This is a genomic window from Rossellomorea aquimaris TF-12 (assembly GCF_001648555.1).
GTDB classification, from domain to species: Bacteria; Bacillota; Bacilli; order Bacillales; family Bacillaceae_B; genus Rossellomorea; species Rossellomorea aquimaris.
The window spans coordinates 363,007-387,764 of record NZ_LQXM01000028.1 but is presented as its reverse complement, the minus strand read 5'-3'; the positions used below and the strand labels follow the sequence as shown (position 1 = coordinate 387,764).

23 protein-coding genes and 2 riboswitches are annotated in these 24,758 nt (G+C 36.7%); of the genes, 19 read left to right on the top strand and 4 right to left on the bottom strand.

All coding sequences use genetic code 11. The features are described from left to right. Nucleotides 1-68 precede the first annotated feature (68 nt). The 4 genes from IQI_RS13290 to IQI_RS13275 all read left to right on the top strand — a co-directional run bounded on the left by IQI_RS13290 (nucleotide 69) and on the right by IQI_RS13275 (nucleotide 2,836). Nucleotides 69-902 carry a hypothetical protein gene (locus IQI_RS13290; protein WP_064093128.1) on the top strand — a complete coding sequence of 278 codons (834 nt, stop codon included), beginning with the start codon at nucleotides 69-71 and terminating at the stop codon, nucleotides 900-902. Between the two features lie 389 nt (nucleotides 903-1,291). Beyond that, entirely contained in the window at nucleotides 1,292-1,498 is a 207-nt protein-coding gene (locus tag IQI_RS13285; protein WP_064093127.1) for a hypothetical protein, read from the top strand. 231 nt (nucleotides 1,499-1,729) lie between these two features. Beyond that, a complete protein-coding gene (locus IQI_RS13280; protein ID WP_064093126.1) occupies nucleotides 1,730-2,338 on the top strand; it encodes a hypothetical protein in 609 nt (202 codons plus the stop codon). 39 nt (nucleotides 2,339-2,377) lie between these two features. After that, complete coding sequence (locus IQI_RS13275; RefSeq protein ID WP_064093125.1) at nucleotides 2,378-2,836, top strand: hypothetical protein; 459 nt, start codon at nucleotides 2,378-2,380, stop codon at nucleotides 2,834-2,836. 43 nt (nucleotides 2,837-2,879) lie between these two features. Here IQI_RS13275 and IQI_RS13270 read toward each other — a convergent pair whose 3' ends face one another. From IQI_RS13270 to IQI_RS13260, 3 genes are all read right to left on the bottom strand, one after another. Next, nucleotides 2,880-4,979 carry a GDYXXLXY domain-containing protein gene (locus tag IQI_RS13270; RefSeq protein ID WP_064093124.1) on the bottom strand — a complete coding sequence of 700 codons (2,100 nt, stop codon included), beginning with the start codon at nucleotides 4,977-4,979 and terminating at the stop codon, nucleotides 2,880-2,882. 227 nt (nucleotides 4,980-5,206) lie between these two features. Beyond that, nucleotides 5,207-7,270 carry a metallophosphoesterase family protein gene (locus tag IQI_RS13265; protein WP_064093123.1) on the bottom strand — a complete coding sequence of 688 codons (2,064 nt, stop codon included), beginning with the start codon at nucleotides 7,268-7,270 and terminating at the stop codon, nucleotides 5,207-5,209. Nucleotides 7,271-7,365: 95 nt separating this feature from the next. Then, nucleotides 7,366-7,806 (bottom strand): sigma-70 family RNA polymerase sigma factor, encoded by a 441-nt coding sequence (locus IQI_RS13260; protein WP_328585741.1) that lies wholly within the window; start codon nucleotides 7,804-7,806, stop codon nucleotides 7,366-7,368. Nucleotides 7,807-8,276: 470 nt separating this feature from the next. Between IQI_RS13260 and IQI_RS13255 the strand changes: the two genes are divergently transcribed. The 3 genes from IQI_RS13255 (at nucleotide 8,277) to IQI_RS13245 (ending at nucleotide 11,335) form a co-directional block, all read left to right on the top strand. Then, nucleotides 8,277-8,579 carry a DUF5658 family protein gene (locus IQI_RS13255; protein ID WP_064093121.1) on the top strand — a complete coding sequence of 101 codons (303 nt, stop codon included), beginning with the start codon at nucleotides 8,277-8,279 and terminating at the stop codon, nucleotides 8,577-8,579. Nucleotides 8,580-9,013: 434 nt separating this feature from the next. Beyond that, nucleotides 9,014-9,098, top strand: a riboswitch (cyclic di-GMP riboswitch). Between the two features lie 201 nt (nucleotides 9,099-9,299). Then, a complete protein-coding gene (locus tag IQI_RS13250; protein ID WP_064093120.1) occupies nucleotides 9,300-10,424 on the top strand; it encodes a hypothetical protein in 1,125 nt (374 codons plus the stop codon). Nucleotides 10,425-10,534: 110 nt separating this feature from the next. Next, a complete protein-coding gene (locus IQI_RS13245) occupies nucleotides 10,535-11,335 on the top strand; it encodes an alpha/beta fold hydrolase (RefSeq protein WP_064093119.1) in 801 nt (266 codons plus the stop codon). Here the strand turns inward: IQI_RS13245 and IQI_RS13240 are convergent. Beyond that, on the bottom strand, nucleotides 11,289-11,558 hold the full coding sequence (locus IQI_RS13240; protein WP_064093118.1) for an antitoxin VbhA family protein: 270 nt from the start codon (nucleotides 11,556-11,558) through the stop codon (nucleotides 11,289-11,291). The genes IQI_RS13245 and IQI_RS13240 overlap by 47 nt on opposite strands. Nucleotides 11,559-11,893: 335 nt before the next feature. Here IQI_RS13240 and IQI_RS13235 point away from each other — a divergent pair, with 335 nt between their 5' ends. From IQI_RS13235 to IQI_RS13180, 12 genes are all read left to right on the top strand, one after another. Next, nucleotides 11,894-12,463 carry a competence protein ComK gene (locus tag IQI_RS13235; protein WP_064093117.1) on the top strand — a complete coding sequence of 190 codons (570 nt, stop codon included), beginning with the start codon at nucleotides 11,894-11,896 and terminating at the stop codon, nucleotides 12,461-12,463. A 519-nt stretch (nucleotides 12,464-12,982) separates the two neighbouring features. After that, nucleotides 12,983-14,155 carry a beta-ketoacyl synthase N-terminal-like domain-containing protein gene (locus tag IQI_RS13230; RefSeq protein WP_197489750.1) on the top strand — a complete coding sequence of 391 codons (1,173 nt, stop codon included), beginning with the start codon at nucleotides 12,983-12,985 and terminating at the stop codon, nucleotides 14,153-14,155. An 80-nt stretch (nucleotides 14,156-14,235) separates the two neighbouring features. Then, a complete protein-coding gene (locus IQI_RS13225; protein ID WP_064093115.1) occupies nucleotides 14,236-16,593 on the top strand; it encodes a putative bifunctional diguanylate cyclase/phosphodiesterase in 2,358 nt (785 codons plus the stop codon). A 135-nt stretch (nucleotides 16,594-16,728) separates the two neighbouring features. Next, nucleotides 16,729-17,859 carry a sensor histidine kinase gene (locus IQI_RS13220; protein WP_064093114.1) on the top strand — a complete coding sequence of 377 codons (1,131 nt, stop codon included), beginning with the start codon at nucleotides 16,729-16,731 and terminating at the stop codon, nucleotides 17,857-17,859. A gap of 291 nt (nucleotides 17,860-18,150) precedes the next feature. Then, nucleotides 18,151-18,576 carry a type IV pilus modification PilV family protein gene (locus tag IQI_RS13215; RefSeq protein WP_064093113.1) on the top strand — a complete coding sequence of 142 codons (426 nt, stop codon included), beginning with the start codon at nucleotides 18,151-18,153 and terminating at the stop codon, nucleotides 18,574-18,576. 13 nt (nucleotides 18,577-18,589) lie between these two features. After that, entirely contained in the window at nucleotides 18,590-19,030 is a 441-nt protein-coding gene (locus IQI_RS13210) for a type II secretion system protein (RefSeq protein ID WP_064093112.1), read from the top strand. Then, nucleotides 19,027-20,247 carry a hypothetical protein gene (locus IQI_RS13205; protein WP_064093111.1) on the top strand — a complete coding sequence of 407 codons (1,221 nt, stop codon included), beginning with the start codon at nucleotides 19,027-19,029 and terminating at the stop codon, nucleotides 20,245-20,247. Before IQI_RS13210 ends, IQI_RS13205 begins: the two co-directional genes overlap by 4 nt. 217 nt (nucleotides 20,248-20,464) lie before the next feature. Next, nucleotides 20,465-21,844 carry a Glu/Leu/Phe/Val family dehydrogenase gene (locus IQI_RS13200; RefSeq protein ID WP_064093110.1) on the top strand — a complete coding sequence of 460 codons (1,380 nt, stop codon included), beginning with the start codon at nucleotides 20,465-20,467 and terminating at the stop codon, nucleotides 21,842-21,844. A gap of 115 nt (nucleotides 21,845-21,959) precedes the next feature. Next, entirely contained in the window at nucleotides 21,960-22,178 is a 219-nt protein-coding gene (locus IQI_RS13195) for a DUF1659 domain-containing protein (protein WP_064093109.1), read from the top strand. Nucleotides 22,179-22,217: 39 nt separating this feature from the next. Next, entirely contained in the window at nucleotides 22,218-22,436 is a 219-nt protein-coding gene (locus IQI_RS13190) for a DUF2922 domain-containing protein (RefSeq protein WP_064093108.1), read from the top strand. Nucleotides 22,437-22,894: 458 nt separating this feature from the next. Next, nucleotides 22,895-23,001: riboswitch (SAM riboswitch) on the top strand. A 71-nt stretch (nucleotides 23,002-23,072) separates the two neighbouring features. Further along, nucleotides 23,073-24,086, top strand: coding sequence for a methionine ABC transporter ATP-binding protein (locus IQI_RS13185; protein ID WP_064093107.1), 1,014 nt, complete (start codon nucleotides 23,073-23,075; stop codon nucleotides 24,084-24,086). Then, nucleotides 24,076-24,741 carry a methionine ABC transporter permease gene (locus tag IQI_RS13180; RefSeq protein ID WP_064093106.1) on the top strand — a complete coding sequence of 222 codons (666 nt, stop codon included), beginning with the start codon at nucleotides 24,076-24,078 and terminating at the stop codon, nucleotides 24,739-24,741. The genes IQI_RS13185 and IQI_RS13180 overlap by 11 nt, the downstream gene beginning before the upstream one ends. Nucleotides 24,742-24,758 lie beyond the last annotated feature (17 nt).

Here is a 24,758-nt window from a genome sequence, read left to right as displayed (position 1 = left end):
ATTTACATTATTTTACATAACGGTATGATAATCTAAGAAACTAATGAATTAGAAGGGATGGATATTACTTGGACTCAGCCTACCTACATAATTCCGTCTTTAACATTGAACTGAAAAGAAGAGTGCTAGAGCAACAAAAATTAACACGATCTGAAGTTAAGCGCTGGTTTGAAGAAAATTATCGTGTTTTTTCAAAGAAGAGTGCGTTTACCTGTTTATGCTGCAACAAACCAGTAAACATGAATTTAACTATAGAGGAAGGAAGCCCCTTTTATTTTCGCCATAATGATGAAAGTGAATGTTCTTCCCCCGAAAACACGAGGACTTATGATAGGTATGTTTCTAAGCTTGAGGATAAGTCTAAAAAAGATATTCATCTTACCATTTTTCGAGAGATATTAGAAGGTGAACTGAAGCATTACGATGTCGAGATTGAAAGAGGATTTCATTACAAAAAGAAGCTCTCGTTTATTCCGGATTTTATCATTAAGTTTCCTCACTCTGATGAACGATGGGCTATTGATTATTTTACAGCAATCGATCAAGGGTTAATCTCTGGTAGCTATGCCCGTCATTTATCTACACGAATGAAAACTTATAAAGAAGAAGGTTTTAAGCCGTTTTCATTTGTAGATTATAGTTGGCTTTCTTTTTTAGAAGAGACGAATAAAGGCACGCTCCTTACAGCTGAAACCTATGTAACTAGTAAAACTCATGAAGATGATCTGTGGGATAAGTTTCTTGAGAAAAAGGTACATGGTGAATTATTGAACTTTTTTACGAAAGCTAAAGGGTCAACCTTGAAAGAGTTTAATACTAGAAATATCGCGTATGTAGATGTCTTAAATCGTTTATGTACAATCTTTCGATTCCTACCAATATCACAACACGGTCGGTTGTAATTGACCTGTCTCAAGCATCCATAAATCATCTCCTTACCAATTCACTACTCTTTACAACAACCCGGTCATTATCCCCAAACACAATATTCTTATAGATAAAATTTAGAATATTCATCCCTATAAGTTAATCAGCCTAAGAAGTTTTCCCAACGTTCTTTTAGGGAAAAGAGGAGAAACAAAATGAAAATACTGTACCTATGGTTATAATTTATTCTTTTAGTAATATTCCGTTTATTAAATAATCATTTATGGTATTATTCAAAAAGTAGTAAAATAGATTCATTCTCCACTTAGGTTTAAGTGCTCATTACACTACTAACTTTTCATAATTCGTATGATAAGGGCAAAATTATTGAAATAGCGACTTATCAAAATAGAGGAGGATTATTATGAAAATGAATAAGGGGCTACTACCAGAATTAAAATATAAATGGCACTTGATAAGAATCCACTATCATCAGGTATTACTTGAAGGATGTTTGGATTGTCAAATCAAAGAAAAATTAAAGGGAAAAATAACTTATCATAAAATGAAATTAGAAAACCTTTCAATCCCCCATTACGTGAACAAAGTCCTTCCTGTGAAGATTAAATAAATGTGCGAAAAATAGCGAAATAATAATGGAATCACCCTAACCACCTGTTATGTTATGCTCTCCTTTACTTTCAGGTAATATAAAATTATTCCAATATAATAATTTTATGTAATATTTATGTTAATATTGTAATGTTTTTGAAACGTTTTAGCTGTACAAAGCTTTAACGTATTTTATTGTGGAGAGATCTATTTCCACCTCATCAAAGACTAACAAGTAAAGGAGATTGCAATGAAAATCGTATCAAAATGGCATGTATTTTTAATCATGATGGTTTTATTAACCGGATGCTCCGTTAACTCAGACGAACAAACGACTGCATCGAGTCAAGAAGTTGAAAAAGAAAACAAGGAAAAGACTTGTCCACCTTCTTCAGAAGACTCGCCAACGCTGACAGTAAAAACTGAAAATGAAACAAATGATTTAGAAGCCAAAACCGTTTATCCTGTATTTGGCGGACATATGAAGATGCTGACTGATCACTACGAATACACTTCAGGTGAAAGAAACGGGAACGTTCAAAAGAATGGCAAGACCTATTCACCTAAATACATAACGATTGATGACAAAATGAAGAGTGATCATCCTGAAATTAGAATCACTATTGAGGAAAGTGTAGGAGAGGAACATCTTGATATTTATGATGGGCCGGGAGAAATTCGTCTGGCTATTAGAATAAACAATCTTAAGGCACAAGATCTATCGTCATATCCTGAACTATGTAATTTTGACCTGTTTTATAAAGGAGAATTTGAACAGGAGAATGGAACAGCACATTCTTACTCCCTAATAAAGGCGATCAATCATAAACTCTATACAGCTTCAGCTGTAATTCCTTAAGAAGATTATTCTAAAGAAACGGAAGCAGAGGTATTCGCTATGCTTGGCTCTTTTTATATTGAGAAGACAGAAGAAGATCCTAAGCCGATTGACATTGAATATGCTTGTTCACAAACAGAGGAATCCTATACGGCTACATTGCCATCAGCAATGGAATTAGTGGGAGACACCTTTTATCAGCACAAGTATCGCCCTTTACATGCAGGTGTTAGTGAGGATGTAAGTGTTCAATGTATCCCTAAAGAAGATCTTCAATCTGAAAAAGAGCGAATGAAAGAGTACGGGGAGAGTGTTTCAGTTGAAGAGATTGATGGAATCGATGATCTCGTTTTGTATCGGAGGAGAGAAACAGATTTCGATATCTCTCATTATATGATTGTTGAGAAAGCTGATGGTTTACATTTGAGATTCAGTTTCCGACAGAATAAACAAGATGATTACGAGGCTCGTAAAAAAGATATGTATAGGTTTATTGATTCTTTTGAATTGGTGGATTAGTAGAAAAAAACAACCTCAACCCGGTTTGGTTGAGGCTTTTTCTTTATTTCAACTCAAAGATAATCCCATTTCCACTCTCACTAACCTTCACAACGGCAAAATCCACTTTCCCCTCAACATCCATTCCTGTTCCTTCTGGAATAAAGAAATGTTCAATCCCATATGTTACCTGAGCGTTGCTGTCCCAAGAGCTAATTACCTTACCGTTTAGAAGAACATCACCAGTTTTCTCGTCATATGAAGTGTTCCATTGTTTGTTTAACTTATAAATTCCTGCATACTCGTGTATACCTTGATCATTTTCACGTAGCACAATCGTGATAGGCCCTTTTTTTCCTTCAAAAGAGGTGTCAGGGATTTGTGAAATAGAATAATTCAGCTGAACATAGTCTCCTTGAAGAAGAGATCTCGGATCAACAGGTTCAAGCTTCAATGTAACCGTTTTTCCATGTTGTAAAAGGGTTTCGTTTGAGTAAACCTGGTACCCAATCCATCCTACCTGAAGGAATAGAATCAGAAGAATCCCCATTCGTTTTCCTTTCAAAATGGAGACAGACTGTTCAACGATTCCAATTCTTTTGTCAAAATACACTGCAACCATGAGGAAGAGCGTACCTAGCACCAAAAGAAGAATGGATTTATGAACGAGCTTCCAAGCTAAGTCGTAATATAGTTGAACGATGAGCATAAACCAAAACACAAGGGATGAGACCCAATAAAAGGGTTGGTTCTGCTTTTTGAAATAATAAACGCCACCCGTTGCAGCAATAAAGAACAATGCCGTATACATTAGATGAAGTGATAGTGACAGGTTGATTGTCGTTAATGAAAAGAAGATAAGGAACCCAATGAGAAAAGCAGCAAATTGCACCAGATGCTTTCTATATAAAACAAGAAAGCATAGTAGATTGATAACCAGCATAAGGACAAGGATCACATGTAGGCTTAAGTTCATTGTCTCACCCAAAAAGATACCCAAATTCAATTGGAAGAGAATGTAGAATACCGTTCTTACACTGGCTCTTTTTTCAAAATAGAACACAAAGGCCAAAACGAAAAACATCACAAATGAAAATTTATCCACGGTACTCGCAACCATGGCGATGATAACCCCAGTCAAAGTGAGTGAATATTTCACAGGAGATGGCCAGCTGGTTAATGTGCTTGGAATAACGAGTAAAATAGTAGAAAAAATAAACAAGGTGACCATTGAAACTTCCATCATCGCCAGAGACAGAAGTCCGAAAACCGCTGCCACAAGAAAGACTGACGCAATAGATGTGACACTTGCGATTAGGATGGTCTTCACCCATTTATGATAAGAATGAATGCGTAAGTAGTTTACAAGAAATACACTCCCTGCTAATAACAAGAACGCGGCAAGTAAAAGGGTCACAAAAAAGAGATTCGAAAAATGTTGAACCATTATAGTAAACATTTTAATGATTACAAAGCCTGTTCCAAATACAGAAAGGATAATAAACAGGGAGGTTTCTTCCTGAAAGAAGCGGAAGATACCGAATCCGATGATCAATAGATAAAACAGGGAAAAGAAAAAGGAAAAATCGTTACCAAACGTAGTGACAATAAAGAGTATATTGGCCGTAAGCAGACTCAAATAAAGTAAAGGCTTTGAATGAATATATCCCTTTTTAACGATTAAGAATAAAAGCGAATTGAAGATGGCAACTCCAAACGCGATGAACGTATGAAAGAGTACCCAGTCTGTAAAAGGTGATGTAGGAAATAAATAAAAGTAAATCGTTAAGTGGAAAAGGATATGAGTCAATACATAAAACCCACTGTATCTGGTGTGCAAACTCAACAGTAAACTGGGAATAAACCAAATGAGAAACAATAAATAGCTGTCGGCATGAGAATTGTATAGCTGCCCAAGTAAGGCCACTGATAAGCCAAAGGAAATAACCCCGCTAATCAGGAGCCAATTCGAAAGAAAGTGAACTCCTTTTAAAATTCGATCCAGTACGAAGCTTGTTCCATAGAACAGTAAAAAGACACATGCACTTAACGCCACTTTTTCTAACCGAGAAAAAGCCTGCCAGTTCGATGCGAAAAAATACAGAGCACTAGCTAAGATGAACACAACCCCGAATAAATACGTGAGTGAAATCAGTTTTTTCATAATGACACCTCCTGTTTATTAAATAGAATTTTCAAAATGTTTTTTAGTTACTTTTAATAGTAGTATATGAGTGGGGAAATGGAAATAGATATCTGAGTAATACGAGGATATTATATGTTTTTCTTCTATTAAAGGGTTGAAGCTGAAAAAGATGGTTAATTAAACGACATGTTGTAGGATATATGATAGATATAACGAAAAGGATGTCGAGTATTCGACATCCTTCTTCAATCAAACTTAGAACTATTTTTAGCGGATAACAGACTATTTGTAATTTCTGTATTTCTATAAGATAAGAGTCCAAGATTATTATGGGTTTCAATAATTGAGAAATCATTCATAGGTTGATAATCTATGCTTTCTTTCCACTCATAGTCAGAAGGAATGCTACCTTCCCTTACTTCACGAACTAATTCAAAGTTCTCATTACAGTAGCGGTAGAGTGTCCGCTGAATTCGTTTTCTTTCATTCAATCGAATGATGAATTTCATCACAATGCCCTTTAATCCTGAATAGCTCATATTCTTGATAGGACTACTCGTAAACTGATAAAGGGTAAGGGTACGCCCGTCTTGAAAGGTAATATCCGATTTCACAGAAGCTGCCGAATGAACATCCCCCGATAAGATGATACAATCACTTGGGTTCCATGATAATACGCGATGAAGAAATTCACTAAAACCTTTCCCATTATACTTCCATGCTTCTAAATCAAAGTTCGTTTGGACAGGTAGTCCATATGTCCGAAGCGGGAGCATGTAGTTTTGTAAAAAGTTCTCTATTAACCCTATTCCATAAAGAGGTGGGGGGGAGACAAGGATTAACGGTTCGCCTTCTTTCCATCCGCATTCTACCAGCTTGGTTGAAACACGGTTCCATTCCGCCTCTTTAATTAGATTCGGACTGTATACTTCCTCATCTATTCTCATACCAATTTTTATTGGCTTTGGCTCATTTGGATAATCGCGCTGGGTTCTTGTATCAAGAAAAACGGCTGTTGGATAAGTAGGAGTCGTATAATGCCAGGAATCATAGCTCCAAAGCAGGTTTACTAGTTGAGAATGGGAAGAAGAACCTTGTTCAAAGGAGTCAAAATAGGTTTGCATGGTGGTGCCAAAATGGTCAACGGTATCGGGGGCATTTCCCCATCCTTGAAAAAGCCAATAGGAGGTTAAACCGTTGCTAACAACATGTCTTCCAAGAGGAGCATTCCACACATTCGTCTTCCAGTCCTGTGTCAGGTTCCAATCGTCGGTAATATCGTGGTCATCAAACATCATATAGGTAGGAGTGTTGGCTAATACTCTTCTGACAGAACTCAATGATTCCTCAAGTTTTTCCAACTCTTTTAATTGCTTTTGATAACGTGCTTGGAGCTGTTTATATTCAGCCTTATGCTGCTTCGAATTCTTTTCTTTAAAGGCAAAATAAATTTCATTTTTAGCCACTGCTTCTTCAAAGGTTTGGAACATCTCTTCCTTATGGGCGATTTCCCACAGGGCAGGACTCCACGCCAACATATACATGGTTGCATATTCACCTAAGGCGAATAAATGGTTCGCGGCTTTTCTAGAAGTGAATTGACAAAATTGGTCCGACATATATTGTCTACCATTGATCTGTCGAATCCCTTCTTGAAAAGGACTATTTTTTAATCGGGGTTCAATGCTGCTTAGGTCTTCTTGCTGACCGATTAACTCATTACCAAATTTTGTGAGGACCTTGAAAATAGGGTCTGACACGTCATCGGCATAGATTTGATCTCCTGTTAAATAAAGAGCAGAAGGTCTATCTGTATGGTCAAAAGTCGAAGCAATGGTTTTATCCGCCTCAGCTAATACATCTGTCCCTTCTCCGTGAAGCTTTCGGCACGAGCCATGTAGAATATTCGTTTGATTTCCTTCATTCATATAAAACGTAGGGTAAGATAAGTCTCCATAAACGATGGAATTGGGATTGCTAGAAGAGAGTAAATCAAAACTGCCAAGATCAAGATTTTTATGCTTACCTAGAAACAGCACGTTGTATCCAAGCAAATGATTCGTCGGGAACGTACCTGCTTGTGGTGACAATTTAACCAAACTTATATATAAACATTTGCCGACTCGCATCGTTTTTGTCTTTATCTCACAATCTATCTTTTCATATTCGTAAACATCCGAATCACTATGATTCACCTTAAATAACTCACCACTAACCCGAAATGGCTTGCTTAATGCAATCCATATTATAGCTTGTGTAGGCTCAACCCTGCGAACAATCGGCCCACATAAAATCGTTGGAAGCTTCAAAATCCATCACCCCTCACCAAACTCCTACTATTCTATTCATTCAGTGGGGGAGTTGTTCCATTTGAGGGACGGACCTCTTATTTGAAAAATTGCTTCTAAACGATTTCAAGAATTCCGGACCTTTTCAGCTTCTCTTTAGCCCCTGCCCGCCACTTCTTCACAGCAGATACCGACACATTTTCCACCTCAGCAATTTCACAAATGGTCAGCATCTGCAAGCAGGTGTACAGGACCCATTTGGTCTGATTTTCAGTTAATTCCTTGCAGTAAGAGAGTACTAGCTCATTAGGAAGTATGGAAGCTGGCTTCTCCTCTTCAATAAGCTCCCAAAAATCTTCCTTCATATAGATATTTCTTTCTTCATGTTGGTTTGATTTAGTCATTTCTGTTAACATCCTCCCTTTAATATATGAGTATGCATATGGAGGGAAGGCTCCTTTGGTTGGGTCATATTTTTTGTTTGCTTCCCAAAGAGCGATTAACCCGATTTGATAGAATTCCTGCTGGTTCTTATAAATGTGAAGAGATTGAATCACCTTATAGATCTGTTTTCGTATTGCTTATGAACTAGATCGAATGGTTCCAACTGTATTTTCCTTCTGATCGGCGCGCCTTTCTTTGTATTCCCAGGTATGTTTACCTTACAAAGAAAGATGTTATGGAACAAAAGAGAGAAAAGTGAGTTTCTCTGTAGATTATATGAGATTCTGATTGTTTCTCTATTAGAAACTGTCCGTTTCAATAGAAGAAACAGGTAGATTCATAACATTTTTGGAATTTAAACAAACGTTTGATTAACTCTCAGAAAGGTAGATAGACACAGGTGTGAATAACTTAAACAAACGTTTAATTAAAAATGAATAGAATTAATCTGTTCTTATTTGAGAACAGATATATTGAAATTAATATAATATTCAGAATATAATAGCATTAAGCGTTCTTAAAAAAGAACAATGTGTCTATCAAAATAGATTTCTCTTCCATCTCAATCGAACAGGAGAAAAAAATGAGAATTATCCTATTTTACATTGCTATTCTAAATCTGGTAGATGTCATTCTAACCATGTACGGCTTACATTTTGCATTCATATCTGAAGCAAATCCTCTGATGAATTCCCTTTACCATGTGAGCCCCTTCTTATTTATGCTGGTGAAAACAGGGCTTTCTGTGTTGCTCTTCATTCTACTTTTCTATCTTAAAACTCCGAAAAAAAGCTCTCGAATTCTTCTTAGTGTCTCCTTAGTAGCAGCGATTTCTTATACCTTTATTTGTATCCTTCATGGTTATTGGATATTAGAAATGATTTAAATTTAAATGAGAATTGTTTGAATTGAGGTGTTTAATTAATGAAAGAAGAAGGGAATTTCATAGTGGGTATGTACTGGGGGACATTGTTAAGTATCCCTTTATGGCTTTCATTTTTTGGGTGGGTGAAAATAGTCAAATCGATTTTATAGAATATATAGAGATTCAAATGGTATAAGGAATTTGTCCAAATCTGCTGTCGATAAATATTGTTCGATAAAGCGTACAATTTTCAGTCTATTTAGTATATTATAGAATTAACGAAAAAATTTAATAGGAAGGAGGAAAAGAATGCCTGTCTATTATATGAAAGAGATTTGGACACCGCTGAAACTTGTTGGAATTAAATTTTTTAAATGCGAGGAAAACAGGTTATACATAAAATTTCTTCAAAAGCCACGTAGACGTATATTTAACTAAAGGAATTAAAACAAGGCGTACGATAAAGGCAAACCCATTGAAAAATGGTGACGCAAAACTTAGGGGCTAAGGTCTAACTGACTATGCTTGCCAGTTACCGAATACGCGCTAATTTCATAATAAAGCCGCAAACCTTAAAATGAGGTTTTTTTTATTGCCTAAAAACTCCCTAATCAATCACACATTATGTATGATTCCTATCAAAACAATCCTTCTACATCCATAAAATTAGGAATAAAGAAGCCGATAAACATAAAGAAAGCTTCACTTACCTATAATTAATCCCAGCTTGGAGTGGCTAAAATGGTACATATTCAAAAAGAACAATTCATTCAAGGAATTACGAATAGTATAGAGAGTTTAGTGAGGTATTATGAAAATGAAATCGCTGAATTAAAGAATGAAAATCAACGATTGCAAACATCTCTAAGGAAAGAAAAAGATCGTAAAAAATATTATTTGAAAGCGGAAAGTATAAAAGAAACAATGCAGCTCTTGCTGCAAACAGGTGACGATCATTTTCTTGAAGGATTCAGAAAAATAGCTACCATGGAAGCTTCTTCAATGGATTCATATATAAGATTAGTTAGATATTTATTAAAGCTGAATCTCGTAGAATATGCTTCTTACTATTCCGAAAACTTGAACCATACCATCGTGTCAAACCCTGAAAATACATATAAAGAAGTAAAGAAATTGTGCAATATGTTAGTAAATGATTCGATGGATTATATTCATGAAATGGAAGATGCCTTTAAAACGATATTGACTATTCTTGGAACCTTAACTGACTCTTCCATACGTAAAAACCTTCAAAATTATTTAAAGGATAACTATCTTCAACTTAATGAGAAATTCATTGATTTGAATGTTCCTTTCTTGATGTTTGAGCTCTTGTCAATCTATCATAACCTTCACTTAAATCGAAATAGCGATCACCTATTATCAAGAGTGGAAGATGAGTGGGAATACATTGAAAACAATTTGAACTTTAAAGATTTAGTGTTGCTATTGATCTATTCAAAAGATAAGTCAGAATCGTTATTTGATGTCGTGCTTTATAAAATGGCTAAAGACTATCCTAATGAGTGGGCATTGGTCAAAAATCAACGTATTGAGTGTGAAGTGGAGCTAACTTCAGCTTCTTCCAATACATATAAAGATAAACAGGATCGTTTTGCCAATCTGAGTGTAGAAAGTAAATTAAAATCATATGGGTACCAAATCACAAACAGAACGAATACACAAAGATGGAGTTCCTTATACCAGGCTCTCAAAAAAGAGATGTCCAAAGAAGAAATACAACAATTTATTGAATATAGACTGTGGCTGGCACAAAGTACTCATGCTAAAGGAAAACGAGACTATTCCAATGCTATTAGCTGCTATGAGATCGATTTGGAAAAGCTGAACAACTATAAAGAATAACAGCGGAATTAAAAAGTAAGAAATATTTTCCTGACAAATGAATCACTTTGATGTGATAAGGTGAAACGTATCAATCAAGATAATTAATTCATTTTTGTTAGGAGAAACACATGCTGGATTATGAGTATCATATTGGAGATGGAAAAGAAGTCATTGTTTTGCTTCATGGAATCGGAGGCAATTCATCCATTTTTTATAAACAAATAGATGAATACAAAAAAGAGTATCATGTATTAGCCATTCATCTACCTGGGCATGGAGCGTCACCAAATTTAGATGCTTATGGCAAGAAGTTCAGCTTCGATATCGTAGTGAATGAAATAGAGAAGACCATGGACAAGTTAAATATTCAACAAGCCCATTTTGTTGGAATCTCTCTAGGGTCCATTATTCTTCATCACCTACTTCAGAGAAAGCCAGAACGAGTCAAAAGCGCTGTCCTGGGTGGTGCTGTTACTCGATTTAACTCACTCTCCAGTATTCTACTCAGTATGGGTGGACTCTTCAAGGGAGTAACACCCCATATGTGGATTTATCGTTTGTTTGCAAACATTATGATGCCAAAGGCAAACCATAAGAAATCAAGGGAACTATTTATCCAGGAAGCACAGAAAATGAAGAGAACCAATTTTCTACTATGGTTCGATTTAATTAGAACAGTAGAAGCAACCTATGAATCTGTACAAGAAAACAGCAAGGCTGTACCAAAGCTGTATATTTCAGGTCGGGAAGATCATCTTTTTTTAGAGGAATTAAAAAAGGATATAAAAGGAGATATCAGTGCTGAATTGATCATCCTCGATCAATGTGGCCATGTATGTAATATCGAAAAAGCTGATCAATTTAATATTGCTTCTCTAGCATTTATAAAGGAAAAAGAGGAGAATCAATCCTTACCATTTGTAGGATAATTCTATTCCAGCCCCTCTTAAGGGGCTGGAATTTATTTTTACGATTTTTAATCATTCTCAATACTTCTTTATTAAATTCTTCATCCGTTATGTCACCTATTAAGTTCATCTTAACTAGTCTCTCCATATCAGGTGAAACGGTTAGCCCTTCAAGTTCGACATTGGCTTTTGCACTTCTCATGGCTTTTTCTATTGATATCAGCTTTAAATTCTTTTCCTCCATCCTAAACACCTCCATTAAATACATAATCCTAGTGTACCTGAGATACAAAAAATACCGATCACTCTCCTATTATCAGTTTAAATCAAACGTTTGTTTAACCTCTCTACTCCTGAAAAATTAGGAGTTTTAATGGCTATACAAACGTTTGTTTAAATTTAGAGTTCTGTATTCCATTTAGGAAGGGCTGCAACAGAAATAATTTCTGAAAAAATTTACAAATATAAATGGAAATTATTTGAAATTGGTATATAATAGTTATAAAGTCTTATATTTCCAATAATTCAGACAATATTCGACTTTACTAAATTGAGTAAGGGAAGGTGTTTTTATTGAGGATGGAACAGCTCATTTCTCCAAGGACTATGGCTATTTTTCCAGCAAACCATGAAGTGTATCAAACAACGATTTTAGATCAATCAGGAAAGGAGTTCTTTAGTACTAAATCGAGAATAAAGATTTTGGAAGAGGCTTGTTTTATCAATCGATCATCGTATGATGGACGAATAAAAGCGGTTCGACACGAATTGAATTATCACAGAAAAACACCACTAATGATTAGTCCACATGATTACATCTATGCGATTCCTACCATGTCCCCAACACATTATGATTGCATCTGGCTATTTCACCTACATATTGATTCCGTCTCAAGTAAACAAGGAAAAACGTACGTACAGTTTAAGAATGGGTCCACATTAGAAGTAAATTGTTCTGAAAAAGTGTTAAACCGTCAGCGGGAGCGAGCCGCAGCAACCATGAATCATTTTGCTCCACTGCCACTCATTTCTGTGAAAATCGATTCCAACCGTATGGGGGGAGGCAATGAAGGAGGAATGTCCCTTCCTCCAATGGATCCTGGATTCATAGAAAAAGATCTAGATAATAATGATAACTTTTATTATTAATGTATCGTTAAAAAAGGAGAAGCTTTTTATCTGTTAAATCAGGTTAAGGCTTCTTCTTTTGTTTTTTTAAAAGATTGTTGTTTTTGTATTAGTTTTGCCAAGGAATCTATTAATTAGCTTGTGCTAGACTCAAACCATACTAGATAAACAGAGCCATTTTTTGTTGAAAAAAAGGTTGTTAGAAGGTATTTATATTATAGTTCATTAGTCCTGCAAAAAGAAATGGTTGATTAGGCATATGGAACTTTAATAGAAGGTATGGAATATATAAGGTAGGTAGCAATAAATGAAATCATTAGTATTAAATCCTTTATTATCCATATTTTCAGGTGAACGATATGTTGCCAATGCTCTAAGACTCAATGGCTATAAAATATCGGAGAGAATGAAAAACTAATCTCTCTTCCTAGTAACTTTTGTCGAAAAATGTTGAAATATGTCTGTTTTTATCCGATATAATAAATATTGATAACGGAATATAGTAAAAGACATTTCTAGCTCATTTAAAGGATGATTTCAGTGGACAACATCGTGATTACAGGATATGGGATTAAAGCCCCCGGTGCCCTTAGTAAAGAAAGTTTTAAAAGAATTCTAGAAGAAGGGATTTGTACACAATCCGTTCTTGAAGGAAGAGGTCCCAATGAGTCTAGCGTTATTGCCGGGTTAATTGAAGACGATTTTCTTCATATTAAAGAAAGGAATTACAAACGATATCCACGATCGACCAGATTAGCATTAGCGGCGGCAAATGATGCTGTTGAAATGGCGAATTTATCATGTGATCCTTATAAGGTAGCTGTCATCATGGGAACATCAGCAGGCGCTATACTCGAAATAGAACAATATTCAACGGTTGCATTAAACTTAAAAAAGTATCCTGTACAAGGGGTCTCACTCGTCGATACTCATACCCTTTCTGCAACGGTTGCAGAGCATATAGGGCTAAGGGGGCCAGCATTCACGATTACCACAGGATGTACGGCAAGCTTAGACACCATCCTTTTGGCCAAGCTTCTTTTAGAGTCTGGGCAAGTGGAAGCATGTATAGTTGGCGGGACGGATTCACCTTTAGGGCAGTGGAGTATTAATGGCTTCTCCAAAACAAGGTCCATTACTTCAAACGTATCCATAGAACAAACGGGAGTGCCATTTTCCAATGAACATCATGGTTTTGTTCTTTCAGAAGGAGCAGGTGTATTGGTTCTGGAGAGGGAGGAGAATGCTCTTAAAAGAGGGAAATCCGTGTATGGGAGAATCCAAAACGTCCTTTCAAAAAACGAAGGAAGACCCATTTTGAAATCAGATGAAACGGGACAAGAAATGCTCTCTCTATATAAAGATACGTTGGGAGAAGCACTACCTTGCTATGTAAATAGTCAAGCACTTGGTCTTCATACAAATGATCGAATTGAAGGATTTATACATAAAGAATTATTTCAGCATTCTATTCCAATAACATCTATAAAGGGTATGATGGGTCATTCATTCGCTGCTATGGGAGCTATTCAAATCATTTCTTCACTCATTTCAATGGAATATGGTTTTATTCCTCCTACGATTAAAACATCTGGTAGAGGGTTTGAGGAGTTACCTATCGTTTATAAAACAATCTATCAACCAGTGCAGGCTGTGAGTGTTACAAACCATGGTAATAGTGGGAATAATGCTTGTATCTTGCTAACTAAATAAGGGGGGGGATTTTTATCTTTTTTCTTTTTTCACTTTTAGTTGCTCTTATCCCTCTAAGTATTGGAATCTCTCTTCTTTTCATGTTTAAGAAAAATAAACTATCTAAAGTGTTATTTCTTTTTTTAACATTAGCTTCCCTGTGGCAAATTGATGTCTCCTTCCTTTTTGCCTATACGATTTTATCTGAGCAAACGATTGAATTCTTTTTTAGGCTATTTCGTTTAGGTTCCATTATGGTTACACCTACACTGTTTTATGTTGCATATATTATCGTACAAGAAGAATTTCTCGATTTCAGGAAAAGTAAATGGCGCTTTATCATGAACAGAAAAAGTATCATCTTCTTTTACACATGGAGCTTCGTCGTCTATTTAGTGGGATGGAGTAATAATGGAATACATGACTTAAAGTTGATTAACACAGATCAATTTTTTTCCTTTTACTTTCCGGTATACGGGAGTTTATCGTGGGTTTTTCATACGAATGTTCTTTTGTTTGGTTTGAGCATTATCGTTAGTTTTATTATTTCTATAAAAATACATAATCGTGTACTACGTTCTTTTTTATTCCATTTTATTCTGTCGACGGCAGTCGGATATGGAATTGGGATATTGAATATGTTCCCAGAAGCAAGACTGCTGCCAAGTGCGATTTCGGTGTTGGTCTTTGCGATCTCAATATTAATTCTGTCTAATCGTATGCATCTTAGCATTGTGAGGGATATGAATAATCAATTAGACCAGCAACGAACATTCCTGCGTACAGTCATCGATCTCAACCCCAATTTCATCTATGCCAAAGATAGTGAGGGAAGGTATTCCCTTGTAAACCGTTCTTATGCTGATCTATATGGCATGAAAAAAGACGAAATGATAGGAAAAACGGATTTAGAGGTTCAAACAGATAAACAGATGGCAAAGAATACCTTAATGAATGATCAAAAAATTCTTTCTGGCTTAAAGGGGATTTCAATTCCAGAGGAAGAATTCGTGGATAATGAGGGCAAGGTAAGGTGGCTTCAAACCTCAAAAATCCCAATCACCACAGAAGAATCTACGTTATTATTAGGGGTTTCGACAGATATTACAGAACGAAAGCAGCATGAGGTTGAGTTAATTCATCAAGCGAATCATGATGTTTTAACTGGGTTACCCAACAGAAGACTCTTCAACGAGGATTTAACAAAAGTATTAAAAAACACTTCCACACGAGATGGCAGCGCTGCAATCATGCTGATTGATTTAGATCGATTTAAATACATCAACGATACATTGGGACATGATTTTGGAGATTTATTGTTAATAGCAGTTTCTAGACGTCTGGAAACATTTCTATCTACCAATCTGTTACCAGATTCAAAAGTTTACCGGTTAGGTGGTGACGAATTCACCTTACTCTTCCCGGATTGTCATAAAGAAGAGGCAGTCAAAATCGCTGATTTGCTCATCGAACAATTTCATGGCGAATTCATTATAAGAGATCAAGAGTTTTATATTACACCAAGCATAGGGATTAGTGTGTATCCTGAAGATGGGTATGATGCTAAAACATTGATGAAAAATGCTGATACAGCCATGTACTATGTGAAGGAAAGAGAGAAGAATAGCTTTCAGTTATTCACACAAGAAATGAACCACCATTTCTATCGAAAAATGATTATTGAGAAAGAACTAAGAAGTGCCCTTGATAATCAAGAGTTTCATCTTCATTATCAACCGTTAATGAAGATAAATACTGGAGACATTTTGGGAATGGAAGCACTCCTTCGTTGGAAAAATAAGACCCTTGGAGATGTTTCACCTGCTGAGTTTATTCCAATTGCAGAGGAGACAGGGCTTATTCTCCCTATTGGAGAATGGGTATTGAAAACCGCTTGTGAACAAAATTACCTTTGGCAAATGTCAGGGTATCCTTCTTTGAAAATCGGAGTGAATATTTCCATCAGACAGCTATTAGATAAATCATTTGTAAGAAAAGTGGCCACCATTGTACAGGAGTCCAAATTAGATCCAGCTTATATTGATTTAGAAGTCACAGAAAGTATTGCCATGTGTGATCCTGAATTAATGGTTTCGAAACTACGGGCATTGAAGGATGTCGGAGTAAGTATATCCATGGATGACTTTGGTACAGGGTATTCGTCCTTAAGTTATTTAAAAAGATACCCATTAGATACGTTAAAAATCGACCGTTCCTTCATTCGAGGCATTACCACTCATGAAGACAATAAAGCGATAGTGAAGAGCATTATCTCAATGGCCAAGCATCTACACTTGAAGGTCACAGCTGAAGGTGTAGAAAACCAAGACGAATTTCAGTTTCTTAAAAGGAGTCATTGCGATGTTGTTCAGGGTTATGCAATTGGACACCCTGTCAGTGCTGAGAATTTTGAAAGTAATGTATTAAAGGGTAAAGCAAAGAAGAACAAAGAAGTATAATAGAACCCTCAATCATGAAAATGGTTGAGGGTTTTTTGATAAAGTTTATTTTCATAGTAAAATACCTCATCGTTTTTTGGTATGATGATATAAAAGAATAGTTTGAAAATTACGGGACGAGGGGAATGCTCTAATATGACTGATGCTTCAAAAATGCTCACAACGTTTTTAGAGGAAAATTCAGCAGAGTTTTTACAAAACTGGAGAAATAAAATTGTTATTTCAGATGCCGATTTATATAAAGAAGAAGTATTAAATAATGGCATACAAATGTTTTACTTAGTAAAAAGGACTATCCAATCACCTTTAAGTGAAGAAGAAATTATGGAATTAGCACGTAAGCTTGCCCAAGAAAGAGTGGAAGCGAATGTCAATATAAGTGAGTTTATTTATAACGTGAACATAGGGAGAAGTGAAATTGTCAAATGGGTAAGTAATTCTGGAATCGAGTCTGAAGAGTTAAATCCTTTAATTGAAAAGATCAATTCATTATTTGACCGTTTCTCCTATTTAGCCGTAAGGGAATATACAGAAATCAAAGAAAAATTATTGCAGGACAAAGTGCTTTACATCGATCAGACCCATAAGGAACGATTAACCATTCTTGGACAAATGAGCTCAAGCTTTGTACATGAATTTCGTAATCCTTTAACCTCCGTCATCGGCTTTACGAAATTACTACATAATGATCACCCCAATCTACCATATTTAGATATTATGCAGCACGAATTAGAGCAGTTAAACTACAGAATATCGCAGTTTCTCCATGTTTCACGAAAAGAAATCATTGAGAGCAAAAGAGAAGAGTTCCAGTTGTCTACTCAATTGAAGGAATTAATCGAATTCCTGTATCCAAGCCTCGTTGATGGGGATGTTTCTATCCATTTTGATTGTAAATGTGATGATAATATCATCATGAAGGGGAATAAGGATGAACTGCGTCAAGTATTCTTAAACTTAATTATGAATTCCATTGACGCTCTTCAAGAAATAAAGGGCCCAAGGGAGATTACGATAAACTGTTGGGAAAATAATGAGAAAGTTCAAATTGATATTACCAATAATGGTCCGAAAATTGAAGAGAAGACCATTGAGGTTATCTTCGAACCATTTTTCACTACAAAGGATCTCGGTACAGGGATTGGACTTTATATATGTAAAAAGCTTATTGAGAAGCATGGTGGAAATATTCAGTGTGAGTCGAATGATGAAGAAACAACATTTTCGATTGGTATTCCAGTAGAGTCGGGCGTAATGAATTATTAATAACAAATCCTCAACCTGTATCAACGGTTGAGGGTTTGTTATTTATGATCATTTGTTTTCGGACTGTTTTTTTCTAAAGAGATGCAATTCTGTCCTTAAAATAGTGGAAGATTCTATCCATTTAGATACCCTTAAAGAATGTAATTTTACATGGTGGACCTTATTCCTTTGATGTCAAAAAATAGAATTTTTTAAGGGGTAATGTAAGAAATTCATAAAGAATAAATGCTATACTTTAAATATAGGAAAATATGATTAGTTCGACTAGGGATCATGAGAGGAAAGAATAAAATGATAAAAAATGAAAAAGGAATAACCCTCATTGAAGTTCTTTTATCCATGGCGATTTTGTCTATTGTCCTGCTCACTATTTTCAATTTCTTCCCACAGATAGGGATGTTGAATCAATACAATGGGAATAAAGCGGTAGGTGTGAATATAGCTAAGAAATACCTTGTCCAATGGAAAGATTCTAATGAAGTGATTGAGTTTTTACTTGATCCAGATTTAAGCCCGCCTCCTGACGGATATGACCATGAGGATTCTAACTATTTTTATTATAAAAAAACGACAAATGACTTTGATGTACATATAAAAATAAAAAAGAGCTCAGAATTGAATTCAACTCCTGCCAAGGCTCATCTCATTCAAATAGAGGTTATCGAGGACGGTAAAACCATAAGCGAAACTTACGGCTACGTAACAATTGATGATTAAGGAGGATGGTTGTTTGATACGCAATGAACGAGGTTTAACATTGATTGAATTACTAGTAACCTTAACCATTCTTTCAGTAGTCTCTGTGGTTATTTGGAATGTATTTTTTCAAGGAATTAACTACTCAAAGAAAGCATCCTCTCAAAACATCATTCAACAAGAATCGAATATCCTCACGATGAAGCTGACCAAAATTCACCAAACCTCCAAAAGTTATGAACTTAAAAGCACAAACTGTAAGATAACGGTTGATTATACTTCCCAGGATGGTTTTTTGAATAACGAAGAGTTTGTTCATGGGGATTTATGCATGTCTACGGATTTTACAGGTGTGGTAGACCCCAATAAGGACGACCTTCCGTTAACGATTACGATAAGGGACAAAGAAGATACAAGTAATGAGTTTGTCGTAGAGACCGTGTTTTATAGATTGAAGGGAGACAGTAACGAATGACCAGTATGAAAAATGAGAAAGGTTACGCGTTGGTAACAGTGTTACTAATGATTGTAGTATTCATGGTTATTTCTCTCTCCTTCATGGGACAATCCTTTAATAGTGTCAAACAGAATAAAGTAGTCGAAACGAATTATCAATCCGTTGCTTTAGCCGAAATGGGGGTTTCATATTATAGGCTGGCAATTAGAAATGCCTATTTGACAAATCAATCAGCCGTTATGACCCAAGTGGATTACATGGTTAAAACCAACTCTAACAATGGTGTGAAAAGGTCCAATGATTATTACCTGCAACAAACAATTTCTCTTATGAAACAGGCCATTCAATCCTCTTTAGATAGTGAAAAATCAATAGTTGAAATGGACCAATCTGAAACTGCTTTTAAGATCGATGATGTCATCATCTCATCAGAAATAGACTCATCTGAAATCACCATTGATTTTACGAGCAAGGGAATGAAGGATGAAGAAGAGTCGAATCTTAAAGCACAAATGGTTATTCCTATTAATAGCATTGATATTTCAAATGATGCAGGAGGGGGGACATCCACATCGAATGAACTCCCTGACTTTGATGATATTCCAAAACCAGAAGGTGTATCTAGTGAGTGTAGGAGCGCATCTGTGATTTATAGTAGTTGTGAACAAGTGCTGGTGGAAGGCTCTGCTGACTTTGATGGTAATGGAAACGGATTAGGTGGAAAGCTTATCTATACCACCGGTTCGTTAGTTCTCAGTGGCAATTACAACAAGATGGATAATATGAAAATTCATTCTGACGGGTCCTTTTCTATCATGAAGAACATGAATTCCGCTAAGAATGTCATCATAGAATCAAAAGACGCCACGAGCTTTGGAGGTCAGCTGAGAATGGATTCATCAAAATTGTACAGTGCTGGCATTATGAGTGTCGATGACCATTTGACTTTAAGTAATAACTCATTCACATATGTTGGTGGGAGTGCCTCTATCACCAAGCATTTGACCATAAGCACAAATTCAAAAATGTGTGTAGCCGGTGACCTGGAGGCAAGTCAGTTGAAAATCTACGGGAATCTGTTTGTAAAAGGGTCTGTAAAAGGAAAATTGATGTCAGGGCAGCCAGTCTATGTCAATGACTCTGATTTTGTGAAAAATTGTGGTAGTGCCAGTTCTTCTGATGTCCTTACTATTGAGTGGGGGGATACTAAGGATCGAGTAGATTACCAATACTAATCATTCTCTACTATTTAAGCCAACCTTATTACTTTACAGGTTGGCTTTATCATTTTTTTAATATCTTTAAACTATACATTCTAAGAATGACCCTCTTTCCCCCTAAGCTTCAATAATTTTCTACATAACCCGTTTCAACTATGACTAGAAGGGTATTCTCATAATAAATGGTAATAATGAATTAAGAGGCACGCAGACAATACGAGGGGGTAAAGGTATGATTAGCCAAACAAGAGCGATTGTTCAACAATCGTTAGATGCTTTACTTGAAGATCAGTCTTTTTTACCGGAGGTTACGGGTGAGACCAGAAAAAAAGCGTTTACTTCAATGACTTCTATCCTGTCAACGCCAAATCACATACATAAATCATTTCTCCGAATTTTATTGGAAAATGGCAAGGTAGAAAGAATTCCAGCGTTCCGAGTCCAACATAATAATGCTTTGGGACCGTACAAGGGTGGGATTCGTTTTCATGAGATGGTAAATGAGGAGGAGGTTGTGAACCTCGCTTCTCTCATGACATTGAAGAATGCTCTTCATGATGTTCCATTTGGTGGTGGAAAAGGCGGAATTATCATTAACCCAAGGGATTATTCGGAAAAAGAGCTCAACCTGATTTCCAGAAAATATGTTCAATATTTTAGTGATGTATTAGGTCCTGATAAGGATATTCCTGCTCCAGACATGGGCTCAGGAGAACGTGAAATGGACTGGATGATGGCAGAGTACAAAAGCATTCAGCCGGGCTTGCCGTATCGCGGAAGCTTTACAGGGAAAAGCGTTGTCAACGGTGGTTCATTAGGCCGAAGAGAAGCCACAGGAAAAGGCGTTTTCTTTACCTTCCGTTATTTAGTTCATGATTTTGTGAGGGACCAAAAGGGCTTTCTTCAGAAAACAGACAATGTCTTTGCCAAAACGGCATTAGGATTTGAAAACCGCCCCTTAACAATTGCTGTACAAGGGTTTGGGAATGTTGGCTCGGTAGCTGCCCTTGAGGCTCATCAGTCTACCCATTTACAGAATAAGGTTGTGGCTGTGAGTGATCGAAATGTGACTTTATATAATGCTGATGGACTTGATATTCCGGCGTTAGTGGAGTTCACGATGAAAAATAAAGGAGATCTTCCTACGACGGACGAACAGCTGAATGACATTGAGGTAACAGCAGAAATTCAAGATCGAGAAGAGGTACTTTACCTCGATGTAGATGTCTTGATGTTAGCAGCACTCGAAGATCAGGTTCACAAGGATAATGTGGAAAAGGTCAAAGCGAAAATCATCGTAGAAGGAGCAAACGCACCAGTCACAACTGAAGCCGACAAGCATCTCAGTGACAACGGCGTGATTATCATCCCTGATATCCTTGCCAACGCAGGCGGAGTAATCGTTTCTTATTTCGAATGGCTTCAAGGACGAGAAACCCAGTACTACACAGAAGAACAAGTATTTAACCACCTATACGAAAAAATGAAATCAACTATGGACACCGTCCTACCATTATTCTTTGGCGACCCATTCCCACTTCGCCAAAACTGCTACATCCATTCCGTAATGAAACTCTCAACGGTACTATATCGACAAGGGAAATTGTATTAATAATAGAGGGACGGACCTCCGCTTTTGGCGGAAGGTCCGTCCCTCTTCTTTTTTTAACATGGGTGTCCTTTTCTGCTTTCACCTCCTATATAGAAGGTGAAAGGAGGTGAGGCACATGGCAACAGCGGATTTGAAGGCTACGAAGCTGCGATTTGCTTACAATGATGGCTTGGATGAGAAAGGGAATCCGAAATTTCAGTACAAGTCGTACAGCTATATTAATGGAGGAGCGACTCCCGATGATATGCTCAGCGCATCTCAATCATTAACTGGCCTTTCTTCAAAAGGATTATTCAGAGTAGAAAAGGTTCAAAACTTTGATATTAATGCTTAATGGTGAAGGGAGAATTTTATAGAAAGGAGGTAGAGGACAATGGCAAAGGTATTGGAACTGCAATTTAAAACAGACTCTGGAAAATCAGGGAAAGTAACGGTCAATGATCCGGTAGAGCCGATTGATACGGTGCAAGTGAAGGCAGCAATGGACAATCTGATCGCAACCAACGTATTCGGAAGCTCGAATGGTGCGTTTGTTAGCATCGAAGGAGCTCGTGTGGTGGAACGAAATGTAACGGATTATGATGTGCTTTAGGATGAAAAAGTACTCTCTTGGGATGAGGTTCCCAGGGGAGCACTTTTTTTGGAGAATTTGAGTAGAAAACGTCCAAAACCCTCTGTATTTTGGATAAAGATAGTAAATTCCCTACAAAAAACTATATAAATGGCCAAAAAATCCCTTTTAACAGAATTTTTGAAAAGGTCTCAGGCTTTTATTATCGAGAATGACGATTTTATTTTTAACTTTTAAGGATTTATTATCAACTATCAAACTTTTATTATCAACTTCCAAAAAAGGGACGATTATATTATCAACAATAGTATCTTATCATCAACTATCACCGATTATTATTAACAAAAATTCCACAACTCGCAACGCCACAACAAAGACAGCGCTTACACTATAATCCAACAAAAATTCCTTGTTGACTTCCAAAATAAAACCCAGTATTATCCTCTATAAGATAAAAAATTCTAAAAATTTAATAATCTCATTTATCAAGAGTGACCGAGGGATCAGGCCCTATGACGTCCGGCAACCTCCACAGTGTGGAACGGTGCCAATTCCTGCAGAATGATTTCATTCTGAAAGATAATCGATAACCATACGCGATGCTTCTTTCAGTTGAAAGAAGCATTTTTTTATTGTCAAAAAGGGGTGTGAGGAAGAATGATTGAGATTCGCAATCTAGTAAAAGAATACAAGTCCAAAAAGCAAACGGTCATTGGTGTGGATAATGTTTCGGTCACCATACAGAAAGGAGAAATCTTCGGAATTGTAGGATACAGCGGCGCAGGAAAAAGCTCCTTGATTCGATGTTTGAATCTCTTAGAGAAACCAACTTCAGGAGAAATACGCATCGATGGAGTGGACCTGACAAATCTTTCGTCAAAAGAACTGCGTCTGGCTCGTCAGAAAACAAGTATGATATTCCAACACTTTCACTTAATCAAATCGAAAACGGTTTATGACAATTTAGCCTTTGCCCTAAAAGCGGCGAAGATCTCAAAATCCAAAATAAAACCAAGGGTTACGGAACTGTTAGATATGGTAGGTTTGTCGGATAAAGCAAACGCCTATCCTGCACAGCTTAGTGGTGGCCAGAAGCAAAGGGTGGGAATCGCTCGCGCACTTGCCAACAACCCATCGGTCCTTCTATGTGATGAAGCCACATCTGCTCTTGACCCGAACACAACCAAGTCAATTTTAAAGTTACTCAAAAAAATCAACCAAGAACTAGGCTTAACCATTGTTCTCATCACTCATGAAATGGAAGTAGTCAAAGAAATCTGTGACCGGATGGCCGTTATGCAGGACGGCCGAATTGTTGAAGAAGGCAGCGTGTATAATCTCTTTGCACAACCAAAACAACCTTTAACAAAGCAGTTTATCGAAAGCATCCTGCAATTTGAGTTGCCATCCCATTTGCTACATACGAGAAAAGGAAAGCTCATCAAAATTCAATTTAAAGGGTCGATTGCAGAAGAAAGTGTCGTCTCGGAAGTGTTTCAAAAGTACAAAGTGCAAGGCAATATTCTTCATGGGAAGATTGAATACATTCAAGAAATTCCTCTGGGGATATTCATTATGGAGCTTATTGGAGACTCCTCAGAAATCGAAGCGGCAATCAGCTATATTACAGCAAGAACCCAAAGTCTGGAGGTGCTCCATCATGCTGCCTGATTCATTGACCGCTATTTTGCCAGAGTTGAATAAAGCGTTTTTTGAAACAGTTTATATGGTGGGCATATCTTTAGTCGTTGCCATTATCGCAGGCTTGCCATTGGGTATTCTGTTATTTGTTACAGACAAAGGGCTATTTCTACAAAATAACTTGATCAAAAAAGCCGTCGGTTTTGTCGTCAATATGGTTCGTTCGATTCCATTCATTATTTTATTAGTCGCACTTCTTCCATTAACAAAGCTTTTAACAGGAACGACGATTGGTCCAACCGCTGCATCGGTATCACTATCTGTTGCAGGTGTTCCTTTTTTTGCGAGAATGGTTGAAACCGCGTTAAGGGAAGTCGACAAAGGTGTGATTGAAGCTACTGTTTCAGTTGGGGCTAGTCCCTGGATGATCATCAAGGATGTACTGCTCCCTGAAGCGCGACCGGCTGTGATTCAAGCCATTACCATTACAACGATCAGTTTAGTTGCCTATTCCGCCATGGCAGGCATTGTTGGTGGAGGCGGCGTTGGTGATTTAGCCATTCGCTTTGGTTACTATCGCTATGATAATACGGTGATGATTACCACCGTGGTCATCTTAATTTGCTTAGTTCAGCTCATTCAATATACAGGAGATATTTTTGCCAGATTAGTAGATAAACGATAACAAACAGGAGGAATCTC

Excerpts from the sequence above, each read along its gene's own strand:
- IQI_RS13285 (WP_064093127.1), top strand. The coding sequence starts at position 1,292 with ATGAAAATGAATAAGGGGCTACTACCAGAATTAAAATATAAATGGCAC.
- IQI_RS13280 (WP_064093126.1), top strand. The coding sequence starts at position 1,730 with ATGAAAATCGTATCAAAATGGCATGTATTTTTAATCATGATGGTTTTA.
- IQI_RS13275 (WP_064093125.1), top strand. The coding sequence starts at position 2,378 with ATGCTTGGCTCTTTTTATATTGAGAAGACAGAAGAAGATCCTAAGCCG.
- IQI_RS13270 (WP_064093124.1), bottom strand. The coding sequence starts at position 4,979 with ATGAAAAAACTGATTTCACTCACGTATTTATTCGGGGTTGTGTTCATC.
- IQI_RS13255 (WP_064093121.1), top strand. The coding sequence starts at position 8,277 with ATGAGAATTATCCTATTTTACATTGCTATTCTAAATCTGGTAGATGTC.
- IQI_RS13250 (WP_064093120.1), top strand. The coding sequence starts at position 9,300 with ATGGTACATATTCAAAAAGAACAATTCATTCAAGGAATTACGAATAGT.
- IQI_RS13245 (WP_064093119.1), top strand. The coding sequence starts at position 10,535 with ATGCTGGATTATGAGTATCATATTGGAGATGGAAAAGAAGTCATTGTT.
- IQI_RS13240 (WP_064093118.1), bottom strand. The coding sequence starts at position 11,558 with ATGGAGGAAAAGAATTTAAAGCTGATATCAATAGAAAAAGCCATGAGA.
- IQI_RS13235 (WP_064093117.1), top strand. The coding sequence starts at position 11,894 with ATGGAACAGCTCATTTCTCCAAGGACTATGGCTATTTTTCCAGCAAAC.
- IQI_RS13225 (WP_064093115.1), top strand. The coding sequence starts at position 14,236 with ATGTTTAAGAAAAATAAACTATCTAAAGTGTTATTTCTTTTTTTAACA.
- IQI_RS13220 (WP_064093114.1), top strand. The coding sequence starts at position 16,729 with ATGACTGATGCTTCAAAAATGCTCACAACGTTTTTAGAGGAAAATTCA.
- IQI_RS13215 (WP_064093113.1), top strand. The coding sequence starts at position 18,151 with ATGATAAAAAATGAAAAAGGAATAACCCTCATTGAAGTTCTTTTATCC.
- IQI_RS13205 (WP_064093111.1), top strand. The coding sequence starts at position 19,027 with ATGACCAGTATGAAAAATGAGAAAGGTTACGCGTTGGTAACAGTGTTA.
- IQI_RS13200 (WP_064093110.1), top strand. The coding sequence starts at position 20,465 with ATGATTAGCCAAACAAGAGCGATTGTTCAACAATCGTTAGATGCTTTA.
- IQI_RS13195 (WP_064093109.1), top strand. The coding sequence starts at position 21,960 with ATGGCAACAGCGGATTTGAAGGCTACGAAGCTGCGATTTGCTTACAAT.
- IQI_RS13190 (WP_064093108.1), top strand. The coding sequence starts at position 22,218 with ATGGCAAAGGTATTGGAACTGCAATTTAAAACAGACTCTGGAAAATCA.
- IQI_RS13185 (WP_064093107.1), top strand. The coding sequence starts at position 23,073 with ATGATTGAGATTCGCAATCTAGTAAAAGAATACAAGTCCAAAAAGCAA.
- IQI_RS13180 (WP_064093106.1), top strand. The coding sequence starts at position 24,076 with ATGCTGCCTGATTCATTGACCGCTATTTTGCCAGAGTTGAATAAAGCG.